Source organism: Atlanticothrix silvestris CENA357, assembly GCF_016056295.1.
In the GTDB taxonomy this organism is placed as follows: Bacteria; Cyanobacteriota; Cyanobacteriia; order Cyanobacteriales; family Nostocaceae; genus Atlanticothrix; species Atlanticothrix silvestris.
Window position 1 is genome coordinate 57,492 of sequence record NZ_JAECZB010000075.1, and the last position, 14,777, is coordinate 72,268.

Here is a 14,777-nt window from a genome sequence, read left to right on the forward strand (position 1 = left end):
AAATTTGTGCAATAGTTGATTTTGGCTGGTTACAGCATTTACCGTAACAGCCCATATTGATTATTTAAATACCAACCTGAAGAAGGTATTTAATGATCATAATTTCCCTAATATCAAATTCATTAGCTCCATCGTTAATTTTATAGGAATGCAATGGATACCACTGGCTGCCCCTGGTAATCTTTGGCGTAAAAGTTTATGTATGACTTTTTACTAAAGAATCTAATCATATTAGATACACCACATACAATAAATAATAGATGAAGGTTTAGTTGGCGATTTTTAATTACTACCCCCATTGTTGCCGAAAAGAGCGTCAAAATAAACTCCCAGGTGTCCTCCGCGATCGCAAATTTCCATAATTCCCATCTACAGCTTCATCTCAACCTACCTGAAGTCACTTTTGGGAAGAATATTAAGCATATCTCCTCTTGACAAAATGCGGGTAATAATGAGGATTTATAAGGAGGGATTGGATGCTAGTCATTTTAACGGACAATCAAATCTTCGCCCCTGAGCAAGTTTGCCAGTCGTGTTTACTTGCTGATGGTAGCGGTCAACCCCGTTGGCGTGGAGGTAAACTCTATTGTGGTCATGCCATCCGCAAACTCACAGAACAGCAACCAGCCCAGTATGAATGTATGATGGGCTTTCGCATCGCTCACATAGAATAATCAAATTTCCTAGCAAGACCAAGTAACTGCGTTATCCTAGGCTCAAGTAACTCTCTAAATTTAGCCACAGGAGAACGCATAATGACTTGGCGTGGGTCTACAACAATTAAAGATAGAATTTTTGCTTGTTTACCTTATTTGCTTCCCATAATTGAGGTTTTTGCTTTTGGCCAATTTCTAATAGCACAGTTTCCACCTCTGCTAGTGCTGTTTCTGCCCCTAATGCCGTTGCTAAGGATTTATTATGGCGTTCGTTATGCAGGACTGATTATTTTCTTTGCTTTATGGATTTTAGTAGTAAGAAACGAAAAAATTAGCCATTTTATTCGTTTCAACACTATGCAAGCAATCCTTTTGGACATTGTTATATTTTTATTCAGTATCCTAACTGATGTTGTTGGTCTAATTCCTAGTGGTGGTTTTGCTATCCAAACTCTATCTACAACAATTTTTATAGGAATTTTAGCAGCTGTTGCATATTCGGTTGTCCAGTCCATAATGGGGCGTTATGCAGAAATTCCGGCAATTTCTGATGCAGTTTATATGCAAGTGCGCTAGGGTTTAATAGGCTGCTACTGTGTTTTCTAGACGACCAATGCCTTCAATTTCAATACGGACACGATCGCCTCGATGCAACGGCCCGACACCCAACGGTGTACCAGTTAGTACTACATCTCCAGGTAGTAATGTCATCACTTGGCTAATATAGGACACTAGAACATCCGGGGGAAACACCATCTGATCAATACAAGCAGATTGCACAGGATTAGCATTTTCATTCAAAAAAGTCTGTAATCTGGCTCCAGGATTTAATTCTCGGACAATCCAAGGGCCTAGGGGACAGAAAGTATCAAAACCTTTGGCTCTAGTCCATTGACTATCTTTTTGCTGTAAATCCCGTGCTGTCACATCATTAGCGATGGTATAACCCCAGATTTTAGTTTGGGCTTCCTCTGGTGTGCAATTAAAGGCGCGATCGCCAATCACTAATGCTAACTCACCTTCGTAATCTACCCGTTGCGACTGGAGAGGATATTTAATTTCGGTTTCTGACGCAATCACAGATGTCGGTGGTTTGAGAAAGAGTAACGGCTCACTTGGGACTGAAGTTCCCATTTCAGCTGCATGATCTGCATAATTCTTACCTACCGCCACAATTTTTGACGGAGCGCAGGGAGGAAGAATTTGGTAGTTGTCTGGTTCTAAATTTAAATCTGTGGGTTGCCCTTGCAACCAGGGTGGAGCATCCAGCACCTGCACACTAAGGGATAGTTGTAGCAACCCATAGTAAATCTTTCCTTCTAAATTTTGAACTCGCACATAGCGCTGCGCCATAACCTTGATTAGTATCCTTTTGTCTGCGATTAAAAACTGATAAGGGGTAACACAACATTCAGTTCATAGTGGAGGTTTTAGAAACCAATAGCTATAAACTCCATTTGGCTAGCATACCCTTTGGGTAAACTGATAGCTTGATCAATTTGCTGCTGTTCACCAAAAGTTAGATTCTCACTTTCATCAACAAGTCTGTAGACTTTCTGCAAAGAGACAGTTTGGTCTTACAAAACCACTGAGGTGAGCAATCAGTTAGTTGTGGTGAATTAGCACTCCGCTTTTTAGTTACCCGCAGATAGCTTCTTATTAAAGATGCAAATTTCGGCGGATTAAGCTAATGATCCAAATTGAAAACTGGTAAGATTATAGTTCCTTGTTGCTTCAGATGTTGATTAATACTAGTATTTTCTATCAAAAAACTTGTATAGATCAGCACAAGTAACCATTCTGTCCATAAGGATACTTAAAATCATGTCCACATTTTACGAAACAATATACATTCTGCGTCCTGATCTGGGAGACGAACAAGTAGAGCAAGCAATTGCAAAATATCAAAACTTGCTCCAAGAGCAAGGTGCTGAAGATATCCAAATTCAAAATCGTGGTAAGCGCCGTCTTGCTTATGAGATTAAAAAGAATCGAGATGGTATCTACATCCAGATGAACTATACTAGTCCTGGAAATGCCATTGCGCCTATGGAACGGGCAATGCGTTTAAGCGAAGAAGTGATTCGCTACATGACAATTAAACAGGAACTTCCAAGCGAAGAAAAAGCAGAAAGCCCTGCTGTACCTGCACCTATACCTGCATCTGCTTAAGATAAGTCTTGAGTAACTAGTGTTGATGAGTCGTATTGCGGCTCATCAACACTACAAAAAGAACACATAAGAAAGGATTTCTTCCTTGGGAAGACTAGCGATGTTAAGTTTTCCGGGCTTCAATACTCAGTATTGATTAAAATAAATCTAAAAAATTTTTTACCTTTGACCTTTTTTATGCGTCGGTTGGGAATGCTAAATTAACAAGTACTTGCCAAAGGCAGTACTATCGCTGTTATACCTAAAATTTGGACAAGATACGTTAATGGGAGCTGTAAGCCACTGTGAGCCAAACTGACACACCCAACATTCAAGCTCTCTCTACAGAAGTGTCGCAGCTTCGCCAAGAGTTGCAACTTCGTGATCAATTAGTGCAACAGTTATCTCAAGAACTCTTCCGCTTGGTGAAGGGTAATGCTAATTTTATACCTCAGCGCTCCCAACCTGAACTCAATATGAGTCAGTTGCAGGCGTTGCGAGAACAATTGCAAGCTGTCGAGCAGCAGGTAACATTTTACCAAGAACAAATTACTACTCGTGATGCCGAAATTTACCAACTACGGCAGTCAGTCCAAGAACTAACCGATCGCAGTCGGATGTTGGAACAAGTAGTACAAGAGTTACCACAAATTTACCGCCGTAAATTTGAGGAGCGCATGACACCTGTGAGAGAAAAAGTAGCAATCCTACAACGTGAAAACCGCCAACTTCAGGCAGAGTTGCAAAGTGTAAGTTATCGATTGGCGCTTAAAACCCGTAATTCTAGTCACAGTGGTATTGACTTACCCAATTTTCCCCGCCCGATATCCAATCAAAATAATATTTCTACTGTGTAAAATATCTGAGACTGTAATCACATAAATACTAGTTCGTAATTTAGGGCGGAATACCAGCGCCTAGCTTTAGCGATGGCCTAGGAATTATGAATTATGCTCAGTTGTGTAATATCACAGATATAGTTTTAGCTATAAATTTGGCAACTAAATCACTTCTAACCCTAAGTGATCATATTACAAATAATTTTAAATTAAACAAGTATGCTGACGCTGTTTAGCAATCGCAAGACAATGTTTTTTGGTCTATTAAAACTATACATTGCCTGATATTGACTTAGCTGTGTAGCATCAGCATTAATACTGGAGGGCATTTAACCTCCTCAAATCTCTATCAGCTACGTAACTGGTGCAGTTTGGGTAGCAAAGGAGTGAAATTTGCTTTGGCTATATCCCACTGCACCTGCTTTAACTAACATCAGCGTCCAACAGTTAGATTAATTCATCTGTCATTGATATTGCTGTGCTGCAAAGCGATTCTCTAACTTCACTACTATTGTTTTTGTGTCTGAAAAATCCAGATTGCGATCGCTGGTGATGGGAAAAAACTCTGAACGATTGTTAATAATTGTGAAGATTATCCTAGATCACCATACATTTTTCTGTGATGATAAAAAGCTAGCTTGCTAGCACCAGACTGCGATCATCGACGTTAATGAAGATATCCTCGTAAGTGTCAAAAATTTCAAACACTGAATCTAGTTGGGTCAGTTCCAAAATTAACCGCACAGGGGCTTGCACATTGCAAAGCACTAGACGGCAGCCAGTCTGGCGCGCAGTCGTTAGACCCTTAACCAGTGGGACTAATCCCGAACTATCCATAAAATCTACCTCTGCTAGATCAATAACCCAGAGTTGATGAGGCTGGGGCACTATATCAACCATTTGTTCGCTCAAAGCCATACCACCCTGTAGATCGATGCTTCCCTGGGGCTTAAATAAAACCACTTGCAATTCTTGTGAAATAGTCATGTATTTAAGTCGGTAGTTGAAACATTTAACAAAAGCAAAAACTCGACATCAATACTGATGAGGTTTCAAGAGCAAAATTACTGTTTCATTCACAATATTTGGAAATTTACAGCCCTGCAATTGATTAATTTTGAGTCAGTATTTATGCCGTATAATTTATGTTAACTTTCATAAATATATGCATAAACGCTGAAGAATTTCGGTATCAAACGTATCTTTTACTAGACTTTTATATTTATCCTGGATATTTATAAATTTTTTATAAATACTTGTTGTTTTTGGTACTTAAGTATGTAGTTGTGTTATTAATCGATTAACAGGTGATCGTCAATACTCATTAAGTAATAAATAATATAAATCATTAGATATACATAGTGGCTTGATTGACACCCCAGCCACAAACGAGCCAAGATATAGTAAACGTAAAAAATTGTAAAGGCGGCGGTGCGGGATGTCTCTTGATCTGATTTCACTAGAGAACATCCAGGAATTTGCTCATCAATACGGCTACTGGGCAATTTTTCTGGGAATTTTGCTAGAAAATTTAGGCATTCCTCTTCCTGGAGAAACTGTTACCTTAGTGGGTGGGTTTCTAGCTGGCAGTGATGAACTAAGTTATTGGTTAGTCCTCACCGATGCGGTTGCGGGTGCAGTAATTGGTGGTGCTTGTGGCTATTGGATTGGTAGGCTTGGCGGTTGGTCTTTTCTGTTACAAGTAGGCAGACTCTTCCGGATTTCGGAAGAGCGATTGTTAAGTATCAAAGAACAATTTAGTCAAAACGCTGCTAAAGCTGTATTTTTCGGACGATTTTTTGCATTGCTGCGAATTTTTGCTGCACCACTAGCTGGTATAGCTGAAATGCCTTTTGGAAAATTCTTTTTGTACAACTTAGCAGGAGCGGCCACTTGGGCTAGTGCAATGGTGACATTAGCTTTTTTTGCTGGCAGAGTTGTCTCTTTAGAACAATTAGTGGCGTGGGTAAGCCAATTTGCGATCGCGGCTTTACTGATTCTGGTTGCTTTGATTGCTATACCTTTATGGTGGGAATCCCGCCAAGTTAAACGTGCAACAGGAGAATAGTTAGGAGTTAGGAGCGAAATAAAAAATTTAACTTATTAGCTCCTAACTCCAACTTCTAACCCCTAGTGTGCTGTGCCCAAATACGAGTGGGTAATCCCCAAACGTAGATAAAACCCTCAGCAGCTTTGTGGTCAAATTGATCTTCAGAACCGTAGGTAGCCAAGTCGGGGCTATAAAGTGAATTGTCACTCCAACGCCCAACTATGGAGATATTACCTTTAAAAAGTTTTACTCGCACGATTCCCGACACTCGCTCTTGCGTCTTTTGGATAAATGCATCCAGTGCATTTTTGAGTGGACTGTACCACAAACCGTTATAGACAATTTGGGTATAAGTTTCTTCAATCCCTCGTTTGTAGTGGCTGACATCTGCTGTTAAAGTCAGGCTTTCTAAATCTCGGTGTGCTTGAATCAGCACTAACATAGCTGGTGATTCGTAAATTTCTCTGGATTTAATACCCACCAAGCGGTTTTCTATCATGTCTATTCGCCCGATACCATGATTTCCCGCTACCTGATTGAGTTGTTCAATCAGTTCAACTGGCTTTTGGGGTGTACCGTTAAGGGTGGTAGGAATACCTTCGTTAAACCCAATTTCGATATACTCTGGCTCGTTGGGAGTGTCAGCAATTGCTTTAGTCATCTCATAAATTTCTTCTGGTGGCTCAACTGTTGGATCTTCCAACACACCAGCTTCAATGCTACGACCAAGCAAATTCTTATCAATGCTGTAGGGAGAAGATTTTTTAACTGGCGAGGGGATACCAAACTTTTCACCATAGGCGATAGTTTCCTCACGGCTCATCCCCCATTCTCTGGCTGGTGCGAGGATCTTCAGGTTTGGGTTCAGGGCGGTGACAGAGACATCAAAGCGAACCTGATCATTACCCTTACCAGTGCAACCATGAGCGATCGCATCAGCACCATACTTTTGGGCAGTTTCTACTAAAATTTTGGCAATTAATGGACGTGCAAGAGCAGTTCCTAGGGGATAGCGATTTTCATAAAGGGCATTGGCTTGAATCGCAAAAAAGGCATAATCTTTAACAAAGCTGTCTTTCACATCCGCCACTAGGGATTCACTTGCACCCGATTTCAAAGCTTTTTCTCGGATTGGTTCTAACTCATCTCCCTGACCTAAATCTGCTGCTAAAGTAATCACCTCTTCTACACCCCACTCATGCTTGAGGTAAGGGATGCAAACAGAAGTATCAACTCCGCCAGAATATGCCAGGACAACCTTTTTGGCGCGACCCATTGGTTTCTCCATTTAGGAAAACAAAGAATGAGTCATTATTATATCTAACTAATACACGTATATTTTCTTGAGACGTGGCTTACTCGGCAGTTTGGCTGACGCTGTACAACGCAACCCATCTGAGTTAATCACCGGATGATGTTCCTCAAGAATTTGAAAATTTGTCAAAATTTGACAACAAAGCGATTACTTTAATCATAAAGCTATTGTATTTAACTTCATCAGGTATCAATTTCTCTAAATCTTACTAACTCAGCATTTAAGTAAGTAAGTATTTATCAAACTTTCTAAACCTCTTCTATGGCAGTAATTTCACAAGCAGCCCAATTTTATTTAACCATTTGTTTTATATTCCTTAACCTTTGGTAGTTGATTGAAAGCTTATTAAATTTAAGTGAGTTTAGGTAACTATTTACTTTTTTGTTTTGGAGTATTTCGTGATGAAATTAGCTAAAAATTTGGGTATTGCAGCTTTTGCTGCTATTTCTGTTGTTGCTGTTGGTGCTAATCCAGCACAAGCTGCCCTATTGAATTACAACTTCACTGTAAATGCTACATCTGGCAGCAACCCAGGTGAGTATTTCGGTTCTTTTCAATACGACGACTCGACCTTAACCAATGTAGGTCTTGAGACATTGGGAGTTGAGAATGGATTAGCAGTTGCATTTAACTACTTGGGTACTAACTATACGGAAGCTGATGATACTGATTTCGACAGTTTTCCCATAGTCAGTTTTAACAATGGCCAAGTTTTGGGACTGAGCTATTTTGTTGCCGATCAGTTTGTGATCGGGAGTGATGTAAATACTCCAGATCTAGGAGGAAACAGATTTTATGTAATTGAGCAATCAGTAAATGCAACAGAAGTCGGTACTGTAAGCTACACTAAAGTACCAGAACCGTTAGCTATTACAGGTACTGCGATCGCTAGTGTTATGGGATTGTGGATGCAACGCAAGAAGAAAGCAACAAAAGTGACAGCTTAATAATACGCATACATTAAAGCAAAATCTAAATTAATAAAATCCTCACTTACAAGGTGAGGATTTCATTTATAGAACATAGAAAAATAAATCGCCTAACCTTTGACTTTGATTCAAATCAAGGATTAAAGCGATTAGTCATGGTCAATTGAATAAACTGTATCAACAAGCCAAAGCGTTAAAAGACTTTAATATGCCTTATTGCTCAAAGCGCGATCAGTTTTAGAGACCACCAACAACGCCACCGTCGTTGCGGGTAATCACTACAGTTGAAGAACGTGGGCGGCCAGATGGGCCATAGCCTTGACTGTGAGGCCAATTGCTGGCGATTGTGGGATTCGAGGCATCTCCGCGATCGCCTGGGTGCTGGATGTTGATAAACATCGCTTTACCATCGGGTGTAGTAATTACACCAGTTACTTCACAGTCGGTAGGGCTGGTCAAGAAGCGCCTAACTTGTTTGGTATTAGGGTCAGCACACGACATTGTATTGCTACCGATGTTTACCAAATCACCGATACCATCGCCTGCGTGGTCGGTCTGAATCCAGAGGCGGCCGAAGTCGTCGAACCACAGACCATCTGGTGAACTTAAGTCATCACCTTTAATGTTGCCTTGGAGATTTGGTTCGGGTCTGGTTTTGTCGCCAGCTTCAAAGAAAATATCCCATTTGAAAGTAGTTGCTGTGACACTGCGTCCATCTTCGCGCCAGCGAATGATGTGACCATAACGGTTGTCAGGACGTGGGTTAGCAGCATCCACGGGAGGACGCGCACCGCCTCCTGCTGTTGAGCCGTCTGGCTGGTTGGAGGACGCTGGGTCTGTACCGCGACGAGTATTGTTAGTCAACGTACAGTAGACTTCAATCTCTTTATATCCGCCAATCCGAGGACGCACGGCTACCCACTCTGGGCGATCCATCATCGTTGCGCCGACGCGATCGCCTGCTTGTCTTGTCTTAACCAATACTTCAGCTTGGCTTCTAAAACCGTTTTCTGGTGTCAGACCGCGCTGACCGTAAACCAAAGGCAGCCATTCACCAGTACCGTTGTCATTGAATTTAGCAACGTACAGAACACCTTTGTCAAGTAAATCGCGGTTAGCAGCACGATTTCCGGGATTTAAAGGTTGGGCACAAACAAACTTGTAGATGTAATCGTTGCGCTCGTCGTCACCCATATAGAAAGCAACACGGTTATTATCATCAACAACAACCTGAGCGCTCTCGTGCTTAAAGCGACCAAGGGCAGTGCGTTTGACTGGTGTACTTTGCGGATTGTAAGGATCAATTTCAACCACCCAGCCAAATAAATGAGGTTCGAGTGGGTTTGTGTGGTAATTAAAGCGTGGATCGACTTCATGCCAGCGATAGCCAAACCCTGAAGGTGCAAGACCGTACCGATTCTGTCCTTCTAGAATCTCTGAGTCTTCGATTCCTGGAATTGAAACTAGCTCTTCGCCAAGGTTTCCAAAGTAGCCGTTCCAGTTTTCTTCACAAGTCAAGTAAGTGCCCCAAGGTGTGTAACCGTTGGCGCAGTTGTTGAGAGTACCATAAGCAGTGTAGCCGTCGTTGACTGTGCCGGTGTCAACAGAGCCAGTTGGCGTAATGTCAAATTTCTTCGACTTCAATAGTGCATCGCCAGCCGCAGGCCCCGAAATTCGCATCTTGGTGTTACCAGTAATCCGGCGACCATAAGACGAATTACGATTAAAACTCCAGTCATTGCCGTTTTTGGAAATTTCTACAACAGATACACCATGAGCAGCCTGAGACTTCCGTACCTTAGCGATTGTGACTACATCCAAACCATCTGGATGCAAAATTGATTCCTGAGTATATTCATGGTTCACGCACAGCAGACCAGTATTTATCGGCTGGTTTAAAAAGCCTCTTAATGATCTTGCTTGCGAACTCACTGTCCGACTAACAACATTCCCTGGCTGTAAAGGGAAGTAGTGCATCCCATCAGCGTGCATACCAAATTGCTTTTCTTGAGCAGCCGCATCTTGGGAAGCATCTGCTAGCCAAGTTGGGCCACCAAATGCGATCGGATCTCCCCAAGCAACCAATACTTTAGCTGTATAACCTTCAGGAACACTGACAAGATCCTTTTCCAGAAGTCCTGTAACTGGGTTGAGTAGATTTGGTGGAATGCTCTTAAAGCCTATGCCAGCAAATCCTGTTCCCTTGGGAATCGGTGCTGCCTCAACACTTTGAAGAAAGCCACCAATAGAAACATCGCCCAGAACAGTTAGCATTGAAGTACCCACAGCCGTCATAATGAACCGCCGCCTGCTCAGGCTAACCCGGTCAATTACATCACGAATCGACTCGTTACCTGATGGGTTGAGGGTCAAATTATTTTTAGGGTGAAAGCGTCCTTTCATTCTTTGTTCTCCATTTAAGGCTTACGAGTTTGCTATTCAGTTCATCTCTCAGTAACACGAGTAATTTAGTAAATAAAGATTCTATGTATTTACATAAATTACTGAGATTTTTATGGAGATTTGACATATTGTGAACAGCTCAAAAAATAGCAGTGAATAATAATTCACAACTGGCTGATGCTGCTTAAGCAGACAGAAATAATCAAGTTTTTTTTAACTTAATTACTAAGTGTTAACATCAGGTTATATATTGATTAATTTGAATTTATCAACAATTTTTTTTGATGATAAATGTGTATATGAGGTGTTTTGTCTACGTATTTGCAGTTTATAAATTGAGAGATTTTTTATAATTGGGTGAAGTTTTGCTTATAAAAATTCGTTACTACATTTTTCTGTTTTTACACTTTCAACTTCTTTAGTGAATCCTCATTTCAGCTATCAGTTTTTGCGCCAAAAACGAAGATGTTTTTCGTTGAAATACGACAATACTCATAAAAGCACGCCTGTCATGAGTAGAGGTGAATATGGCAAGACTGGCGATCGCTATGATTCAATCTCTCAGAAATTGCTCTACTGATTCTCATCAAGCCGAATATCTAGCTCCGCAGCAGAAGCCGCAAAGCATACAGGCAAGTTATAATTCTCTTGCGGACGAGCGTAACAAATATTTATGAGTAACCCCCTTTTACAAGCCTTTTTCGTAGGCAGAGCAGCAGCAGAAGTGATTAATGAGCGTTTAGAGGTCGCTTTGACCGACGCTCTGAGCGAAGTGGGCAAATTTGATGCAGAAGCTAGAGAACAACTGCGCCAATTCACAGAAGAAGTTACAGAGCGCGCAAATCGGGCAGCAGAAGTTGCTAATACGGGTCAAGCTGCCTCATCTAGTAGACAATATGGTTCTGAACCAGTTGATTTACAAGCAACGATTGATGAACTGAGAGCAGAAATTGCCCTGTTGCGGAACGAATTGCAACGTTATCGTAGTAGTTCTGTATAAATTTCGTTATTAGTCAGTAGTCAGTAGTCAGTAGCGACTAACAACTAACAACTGACAACTGACATCTTAAAAACAGTTTAGGAATCAGAGTGTCTTTTCTTCCAGGTGATTCGGTGGCAAATCAACGGTACGCAAAGGATATGGAAACAGGTTATTCAGATAAGGCCTACCGTTGGAATCGTGAAAACTACTCTAGCAGAAGGCGGTTCGTGGACATTTGGTCTTTTGTTTTGACCTTGATGTTCAAGATTTGGCGCTACAACAAATCGTGGAGTTACCCTGGTGGTGTCACTGAGGCAAAGCAAGCAGCAAGACGTAAAGCTCAAGCAGTGTGGATTCGTACTACCCTGCTGGACTTAGGCCCAACTTTTATCAAAGTTGGGCAATTGTTTTCTACTCGCGCTGATATATTCCCTAGTGAATATGTCGAAGAGTTGGCAAAGCTGCAAGACAAAGTGCCGGCATTTAGCTATGAACAAGTAGAAGCAAGTATTGAGCAAGAACTAAGCAAGAAAATTCCCGAACTCTTCCAAAATTTTGAACCTATTCCTCTAGCTGCTGCTAGTTTGGGGCAAGTGCATAAAGCTGTGCTGCATACTGGGGAAGCAGTTGTTGTCAAAGTACAACGTCCTGGACTCAAGAAGCTGTTTGAAATAGATTTACAAATTCTGAAAGGAATTACTCGCTATTTTCAAAACCATCCTAAATGGGGTCGAGGCAGAGATTGGATAGGTATTTACGAAGAGTGTTGTCGCATTCTTTGGGAAGAAATTGATTATCTTAATGAAGGTCGCAACGCTGATACTTTTCGTCGGAACTTTCGTGGCTACGACTGGGTAAAAGTTCCCAGAGTTTACTGGCGTTATGCCTCGCCCAGAGTGCTGACCTTAGAATATCTCCCTGGAATTAAAATTAGCCAATACGAAGCTTTAGAAGCAGCAGGTATAGATCGTAAGATAATTGCCCGTCAAGGCGCTCAAGCTTATCTGCTTCAGTTACTTAATAATGGCTTTTTTCATGCCGATCCTCATCCAGGTAACATTGCAGTCAATCCGGATGGTGCTTTAATTTTCTACGATTTCGGGATGATGGGACGGATTAAGTCCAACATTCGGGAAGGACTAATGGAAACGCTATTTGGTATCGCCCAAAAAGATGGCGATCGCGTTGTGCAATCTTTGATCGATTTAGGGGCGATCGCACCCACAGATGACATGGGGCCAGTGCGGCGTTCTGTCCAGTACATGCTGGATAACTTTATGGATAAGCCCTTTGAAAATCAATCAGTGGCAGCAATCAGTGACGACCTTTATGAAATAGCTTATAATCAGCCATTTAGATTTCCTGCAACCTTCACTTTTGTGATGCGAGCCTTTTCTACTTTAGAAGGGGTAGGCAAGGGTTTAGATCCAGAATTTAACTTTATGGAAGTTGCCCAACCTTATGCAATGCAACTTATGACTAATATGAATGGTTCTGAGAGTAATAGCTTCCTCAATGAATTAAGTCGTCAAGCAGTTCAGGTAAGTACAACTGCCTTTGGACTGCCGCGTAGATTAGAGGATACACTAGAAAAACTAGAACGCGGAGACATGCGCGTCCGCGTCCGTTCTATAGAAACGGAGCGCCTGCTGCGACGACAGAGCAATATCCAGCTAGGAATGATCTACGCTTTGATAATCAGTGGATTTACTCTTTCAGCCACCCTTTTATTGGTTAATCATCATTATGTATGGTTAGCACTGCTTTTTGGTTTAATTGCCGCAGCAGTCTCAGTAATCCTAATCCGCTTACTTCTACGCCTCGACCGTTATGACCGTATGTATTAATTGTTGCCGCAAAAATTTATGAAACTTAATTTTACGGGTTTCAGCGATCCGGGACTGATTCGTTCTAGTAATCAGGATGCTTACTATATCGACCCTGAAGGGCGATTTTTCATTGTTGCTGATGGGATGGGTGGCCATGCGGGAGGTGAAGAAGCAAGTCGCATTGCTGCTCACGAAATTCAGGCGTATTTGGTGGCAAATTGGGATTCTTCTGAGTCTACAGAAAAATTGTTAGAAATGGCTTTGTGGCACGCAAATGAAGGTATTTTGCAAGATCAGCAAAATCATCCTGAACGCGCTGATATGGGTACAACAGTTGTAGCGGTAGTTTTTCGCTCATCAGATTCGCCTTGGTGCGCTCATGTTGGTGATTCTAGAATCTACCGTCTCAGAGAAGCACAACTAGAACAGATCACAGAAGACCATACTTGGGTCGCAAGGGCGATCAAAGTCGGCGATATCACCTCAGATGAAGCACGGGTTCATCCCTTCCGTCATGTGTTATCCCGTTGTTTAGGACGTGAAGACTTACACCAAGTTGATGTGCAACCACTGGATGTGCAGGTTGGCGATCGCTTGCTATTATGCAGCGATGGTTTGACCGAAGAACTTGTTGATCAGAAAATTTTTGATTACTTGCATGACACTCCATTACTAGAAAAAGCCGCCCTCTCTTTAATTGAAGCTGCAAAACAAGAAGGTGGGCACGATAACATCACAGTCGTGATTGTGGCCCTTGAAAATAGTTAGTAGTCAATAGTCAAAAGTTATAACTTTTGACTATTGAATTTAGACTTTAGACTCTTTCTAGTAAATATACTCACCAATTTGTTCAGCGTGAGCATTTTTCCCATTTACAACTTGATACAAATACTTTTAGCCTCCAAATTTAACTGCTGGCGGCCATGTTGACATAATTTAGTGAATTGACATCTTGCACCTAATGATATATGGCGAATATAATTCACGCTTAATACCTTTCATCTCTCTATGAGCTTCTCCTTTCTAGAGAAGTTTAAACGAGGATGAAAGCGGATCAGCGTATTCCAACCTATCCGGAGGGATATTACAAATAGTAATTTTTTCCGGAATTTGCTTTAGCAGACTTGGGTTGTATATCAGTAGGTTTAGGTGCAAGCTATCAAAAGCAAAAAAATTCCCCTTAAGGGTATGGGCAATTTGTCACACAATTGTTATCTTTCTTAATACAGAGGTACAACTGTAGGATGAATCAGAGTCCAAATCTTATCCCTTTGGACTTCTGCAACCAACATAACTTTTACGCGTTGTTTTTTCGGAGTTACTATGAACAAACCAAACTTATCCTTAGAACAGCAATTCAGCATTCGCTCATTTGCCACTCAAGTACAGCACATGAGCCATGAACAAGCTCAAGACTTTTTAGTCAAGCTTTATGAGCAAATGGTTGTGCGTGAAGCGACTTATCAAGAACTACTCAAGCACCAGTGGGGAATAGATTCAGGTTCCGCTATGGCATAGATGAGTTTTTGTGTCGCAGTGGGCGACCTCCTTCTCTTGCTCGGTTCCAGGGAGGAAAGGGGCTGGGGATGCTGGGGCGTCAACTTTAAATAAGCAGTCTTAATA

At 41.5% G+C, this 14,777-nt stretch carries 14 protein-coding genes; 10 read left to right on the plus strand and 4 right to left on the minus strand.

Annotated elements, in window-relative coordinates; genetic code table 11:
• Nucleotides 1-476 precede the first annotated feature (476 nt).
• Together I8751_RS19420 and I8751_RS19425 are read left to right on the plus strand one after the other, a co-directional pair.
• The gene (locus I8751_RS19420) at nucleotides 477-674 is read left to right on the plus strand and encodes a hypothetical protein (protein ID WP_214440755.1); all 198 of its coding nucleotides are present in this window, start codon (nucleotides 477-479) and stop codon (nucleotides 672-674) included.
• Nucleotides 675-755: 81 nt separating this feature from the next.
• Nucleotides 756-1,232, plus strand: a complete 477-nt coding sequence (locus I8751_RS19425; protein WP_214440756.1) for a Tic20 family protein — start codon at nucleotides 756-758, stop codon at nucleotides 1,230-1,232.
• A 3-nt stretch (nucleotides 1,233-1,235) separates the two neighbouring features.
• Here I8751_RS19425 and I8751_RS19430 read toward each other — a convergent pair whose 3' ends face one another.
• Entirely contained in the window at nucleotides 1,236-2,009 is a 774-nt protein-coding gene (locus I8751_RS19430; RefSeq protein WP_214440757.1) for a fumarylacetoacetate hydrolase family protein, read from the minus strand.
• A 471-nt stretch (nucleotides 2,010-2,480) separates the two neighbouring features.
• Between I8751_RS19430 and rpsF the strand changes: the two genes are divergently transcribed.
• Both rpsF and I8751_RS19440 read left to right on the plus strand, forming a co-directional pair.
• Nucleotides 2,481-2,828, plus strand: a complete 348-nt coding sequence (rpsF, locus tag I8751_RS19435) for a 30S ribosomal protein S6 (protein WP_214440758.1) — start codon at nucleotides 2,481-2,483, stop codon at nucleotides 2,826-2,828.
• Nucleotides 2,829-3,112: 284 nt separating this feature from the next.
• On the plus strand, nucleotides 3,113-3,664 hold the full coding sequence (locus tag I8751_RS19440) for an Npun_F5560 family protein (protein ID WP_214440759.1): 552 nt from the start codon (nucleotides 3,113-3,115) through the stop codon (nucleotides 3,662-3,664).
• A 615-nt stretch (nucleotides 3,665-4,279) separates the two neighbouring features.
• On the opposite strand, the gene I8751_RS19445 is transcribed toward I8751_RS19440, so the two are convergent.
• Complete coding sequence (locus I8751_RS19445; RefSeq protein WP_214440760.1) at nucleotides 4,280-4,633, minus strand: STAS domain-containing protein; 354 nt, start codon at nucleotides 4,631-4,633, stop codon at nucleotides 4,280-4,282.
• A 451-nt stretch (nucleotides 4,634-5,084) separates the two neighbouring features.
• Here I8751_RS19445 and I8751_RS19450 point away from each other — a divergent pair, with 451 nt between their 5' ends.
• Nucleotides 5,085-5,714, plus strand: coding sequence for a DedA family protein (locus tag I8751_RS19450; RefSeq protein WP_214440761.1), 630 nt, complete (start codon nucleotides 5,085-5,087; stop codon nucleotides 5,712-5,714).
• 55 nt (nucleotides 5,715-5,769) lie between these two features.
• On the opposite strand, the gene I8751_RS19455 is transcribed toward I8751_RS19450, so the two are convergent.
• The gene (locus I8751_RS19455; protein ID WP_214440762.1) at nucleotides 5,770-6,972 is read right to left on the minus strand and encodes an argininosuccinate synthase; all 1,203 of its coding nucleotides are present in this window, start codon (nucleotides 6,970-6,972) and stop codon (nucleotides 5,770-5,772) included.
• 440 nt (nucleotides 6,973-7,412) lie between these two features.
• Here I8751_RS19455 and I8751_RS19460 point away from each other — a divergent pair, with 440 nt between their 5' ends.
• Entirely contained in the window at nucleotides 7,413-7,958 is a 546-nt protein-coding gene (locus I8751_RS19460; RefSeq protein ID WP_214440763.1) for a PEP-CTERM sorting domain-containing protein, read from the plus strand.
• A 219-nt stretch (nucleotides 7,959-8,177) separates the two neighbouring features.
• Here the strand turns inward: I8751_RS19460 and I8751_RS19465 are convergent, their stop codons facing one another.
• Nucleotides 8,178-10,343 (minus strand): PhoX family protein, encoded by a 2,166-nt coding sequence (locus tag I8751_RS19465; protein ID WP_214440764.1) that lies wholly within the window; start codon nucleotides 10,341-10,343, stop codon nucleotides 8,178-8,180.
• A gap of 673 nt (nucleotides 10,344-11,016) precedes the next feature.
• On the opposite strand from I8751_RS19465, the gene I8751_RS19470 reads away from it, so the two are divergent.
• From I8751_RS19470 to I8751_RS19485, 4 genes are all read left to right on the plus strand, one after another.
• Nucleotides 11,017-11,343 (plus strand): DUF6825 family protein, encoded by a 327-nt coding sequence (locus I8751_RS19470; protein WP_214440765.1) that lies wholly within the window; start codon nucleotides 11,017-11,019, stop codon nucleotides 11,341-11,343.
• Nucleotides 11,344-11,483: 140 nt separating this feature from the next.
• On the plus strand, nucleotides 11,484-13,172 hold the full coding sequence (locus tag I8751_RS19475) for an ABC1 kinase family protein (protein ID WP_214440811.1): 1,689 nt from the start codon (nucleotides 11,484-11,486) through the stop codon (nucleotides 13,170-13,172).
• An 18-nt stretch (nucleotides 13,173-13,190) separates the two neighbouring features.
• Complete coding sequence (locus tag I8751_RS19480) at nucleotides 13,191-13,922, plus strand: Stp1/IreP family PP2C-type Ser/Thr phosphatase (RefSeq protein WP_214440766.1); 732 nt, start codon at nucleotides 13,191-13,193, stop codon at nucleotides 13,920-13,922.
• Between the two features lie 555 nt (nucleotides 13,923-14,477).
• Nucleotides 14,478-14,672, plus strand: a complete 195-nt coding sequence (locus tag I8751_RS19485; RefSeq protein ID WP_214440767.1) for an NblA/ycf18 family protein — start codon at nucleotides 14,478-14,480, stop codon at nucleotides 14,670-14,672.
• The last annotated feature ends 105 nt before the right edge of the window (nucleotides 14,673-14,777 follow it).

Excerpts from the sequence above, each read along its gene's own strand:
- I8751_RS19465 (WP_214440764.1), bottom strand. The coding sequence starts at position 10,343 with ATGAAAGGACGCTTTCACCCTAAAAATAATTTGACCCTCAACCCATCA.
- I8751_RS19445 (WP_214440760.1), bottom strand. The coding sequence starts at position 4,633 with ATGACTATTTCACAAGAATTGCAAGTGGTTTTATTTAAGCCCCAGGGA.
- I8751_RS19420 (WP_214440755.1), top strand. The coding sequence starts at position 477 with ATGCTAGTCATTTTAACGGACAATCAAATCTTCGCCCCTGAGCAAGTT.
- I8751_RS19430 (WP_214440757.1), bottom strand. The coding sequence starts at position 2,009 with ATGGCGCAGCGCTATGTGCGAGTTCAAAATTTAGAAGGAAAGATTTAC.
- I8751_RS19425 (WP_214440756.1), top strand. The coding sequence starts at position 756 with ATGACTTGGCGTGGGTCTACAACAATTAAAGATAGAATTTTTGCTTGT.
- I8751_RS19480 (WP_214440766.1), top strand. The coding sequence starts at position 13,191 with ATGAAACTTAATTTTACGGGTTTCAGCGATCCGGGACTGATTCGTTCT.
- I8751_RS19485 (WP_214440767.1), top strand. The coding sequence starts at position 14,478 with ATGAACAAACCAAACTTATCCTTAGAACAGCAATTCAGCATTCGCTCA.
- I8751_RS19475 (WP_214440811.1), top strand. The coding sequence starts at position 11,484 with ATGGAAACAGGTTATTCAGATAAGGCCTACCGTTGGAATCGTGAAAAC.
- I8751_RS19470 (WP_214440765.1), top strand. The coding sequence starts at position 11,017 with ATGAGTAACCCCCTTTTACAAGCCTTTTTCGTAGGCAGAGCAGCAGCA.
- I8751_RS19450 (WP_214440761.1), top strand. The coding sequence starts at position 5,085 with ATGTCTCTTGATCTGATTTCACTAGAGAACATCCAGGAATTTGCTCAT.
- I8751_RS19455 (WP_214440762.1), bottom strand. The coding sequence starts at position 6,972 with ATGGGTCGCGCCAAAAAGGTTGTCCTGGCATATTCTGGCGGAGTTGAT.
- rpsF (WP_214440758.1), top strand. The coding sequence starts at position 2,481 with ATGTCCACATTTTACGAAACAATATACATTCTGCGTCCTGATCTGGGA.
- I8751_RS19460 (WP_214440763.1), top strand. The coding sequence starts at position 7,413 with ATGAAATTAGCTAAAAATTTGGGTATTGCAGCTTTTGCTGCTATTTCT.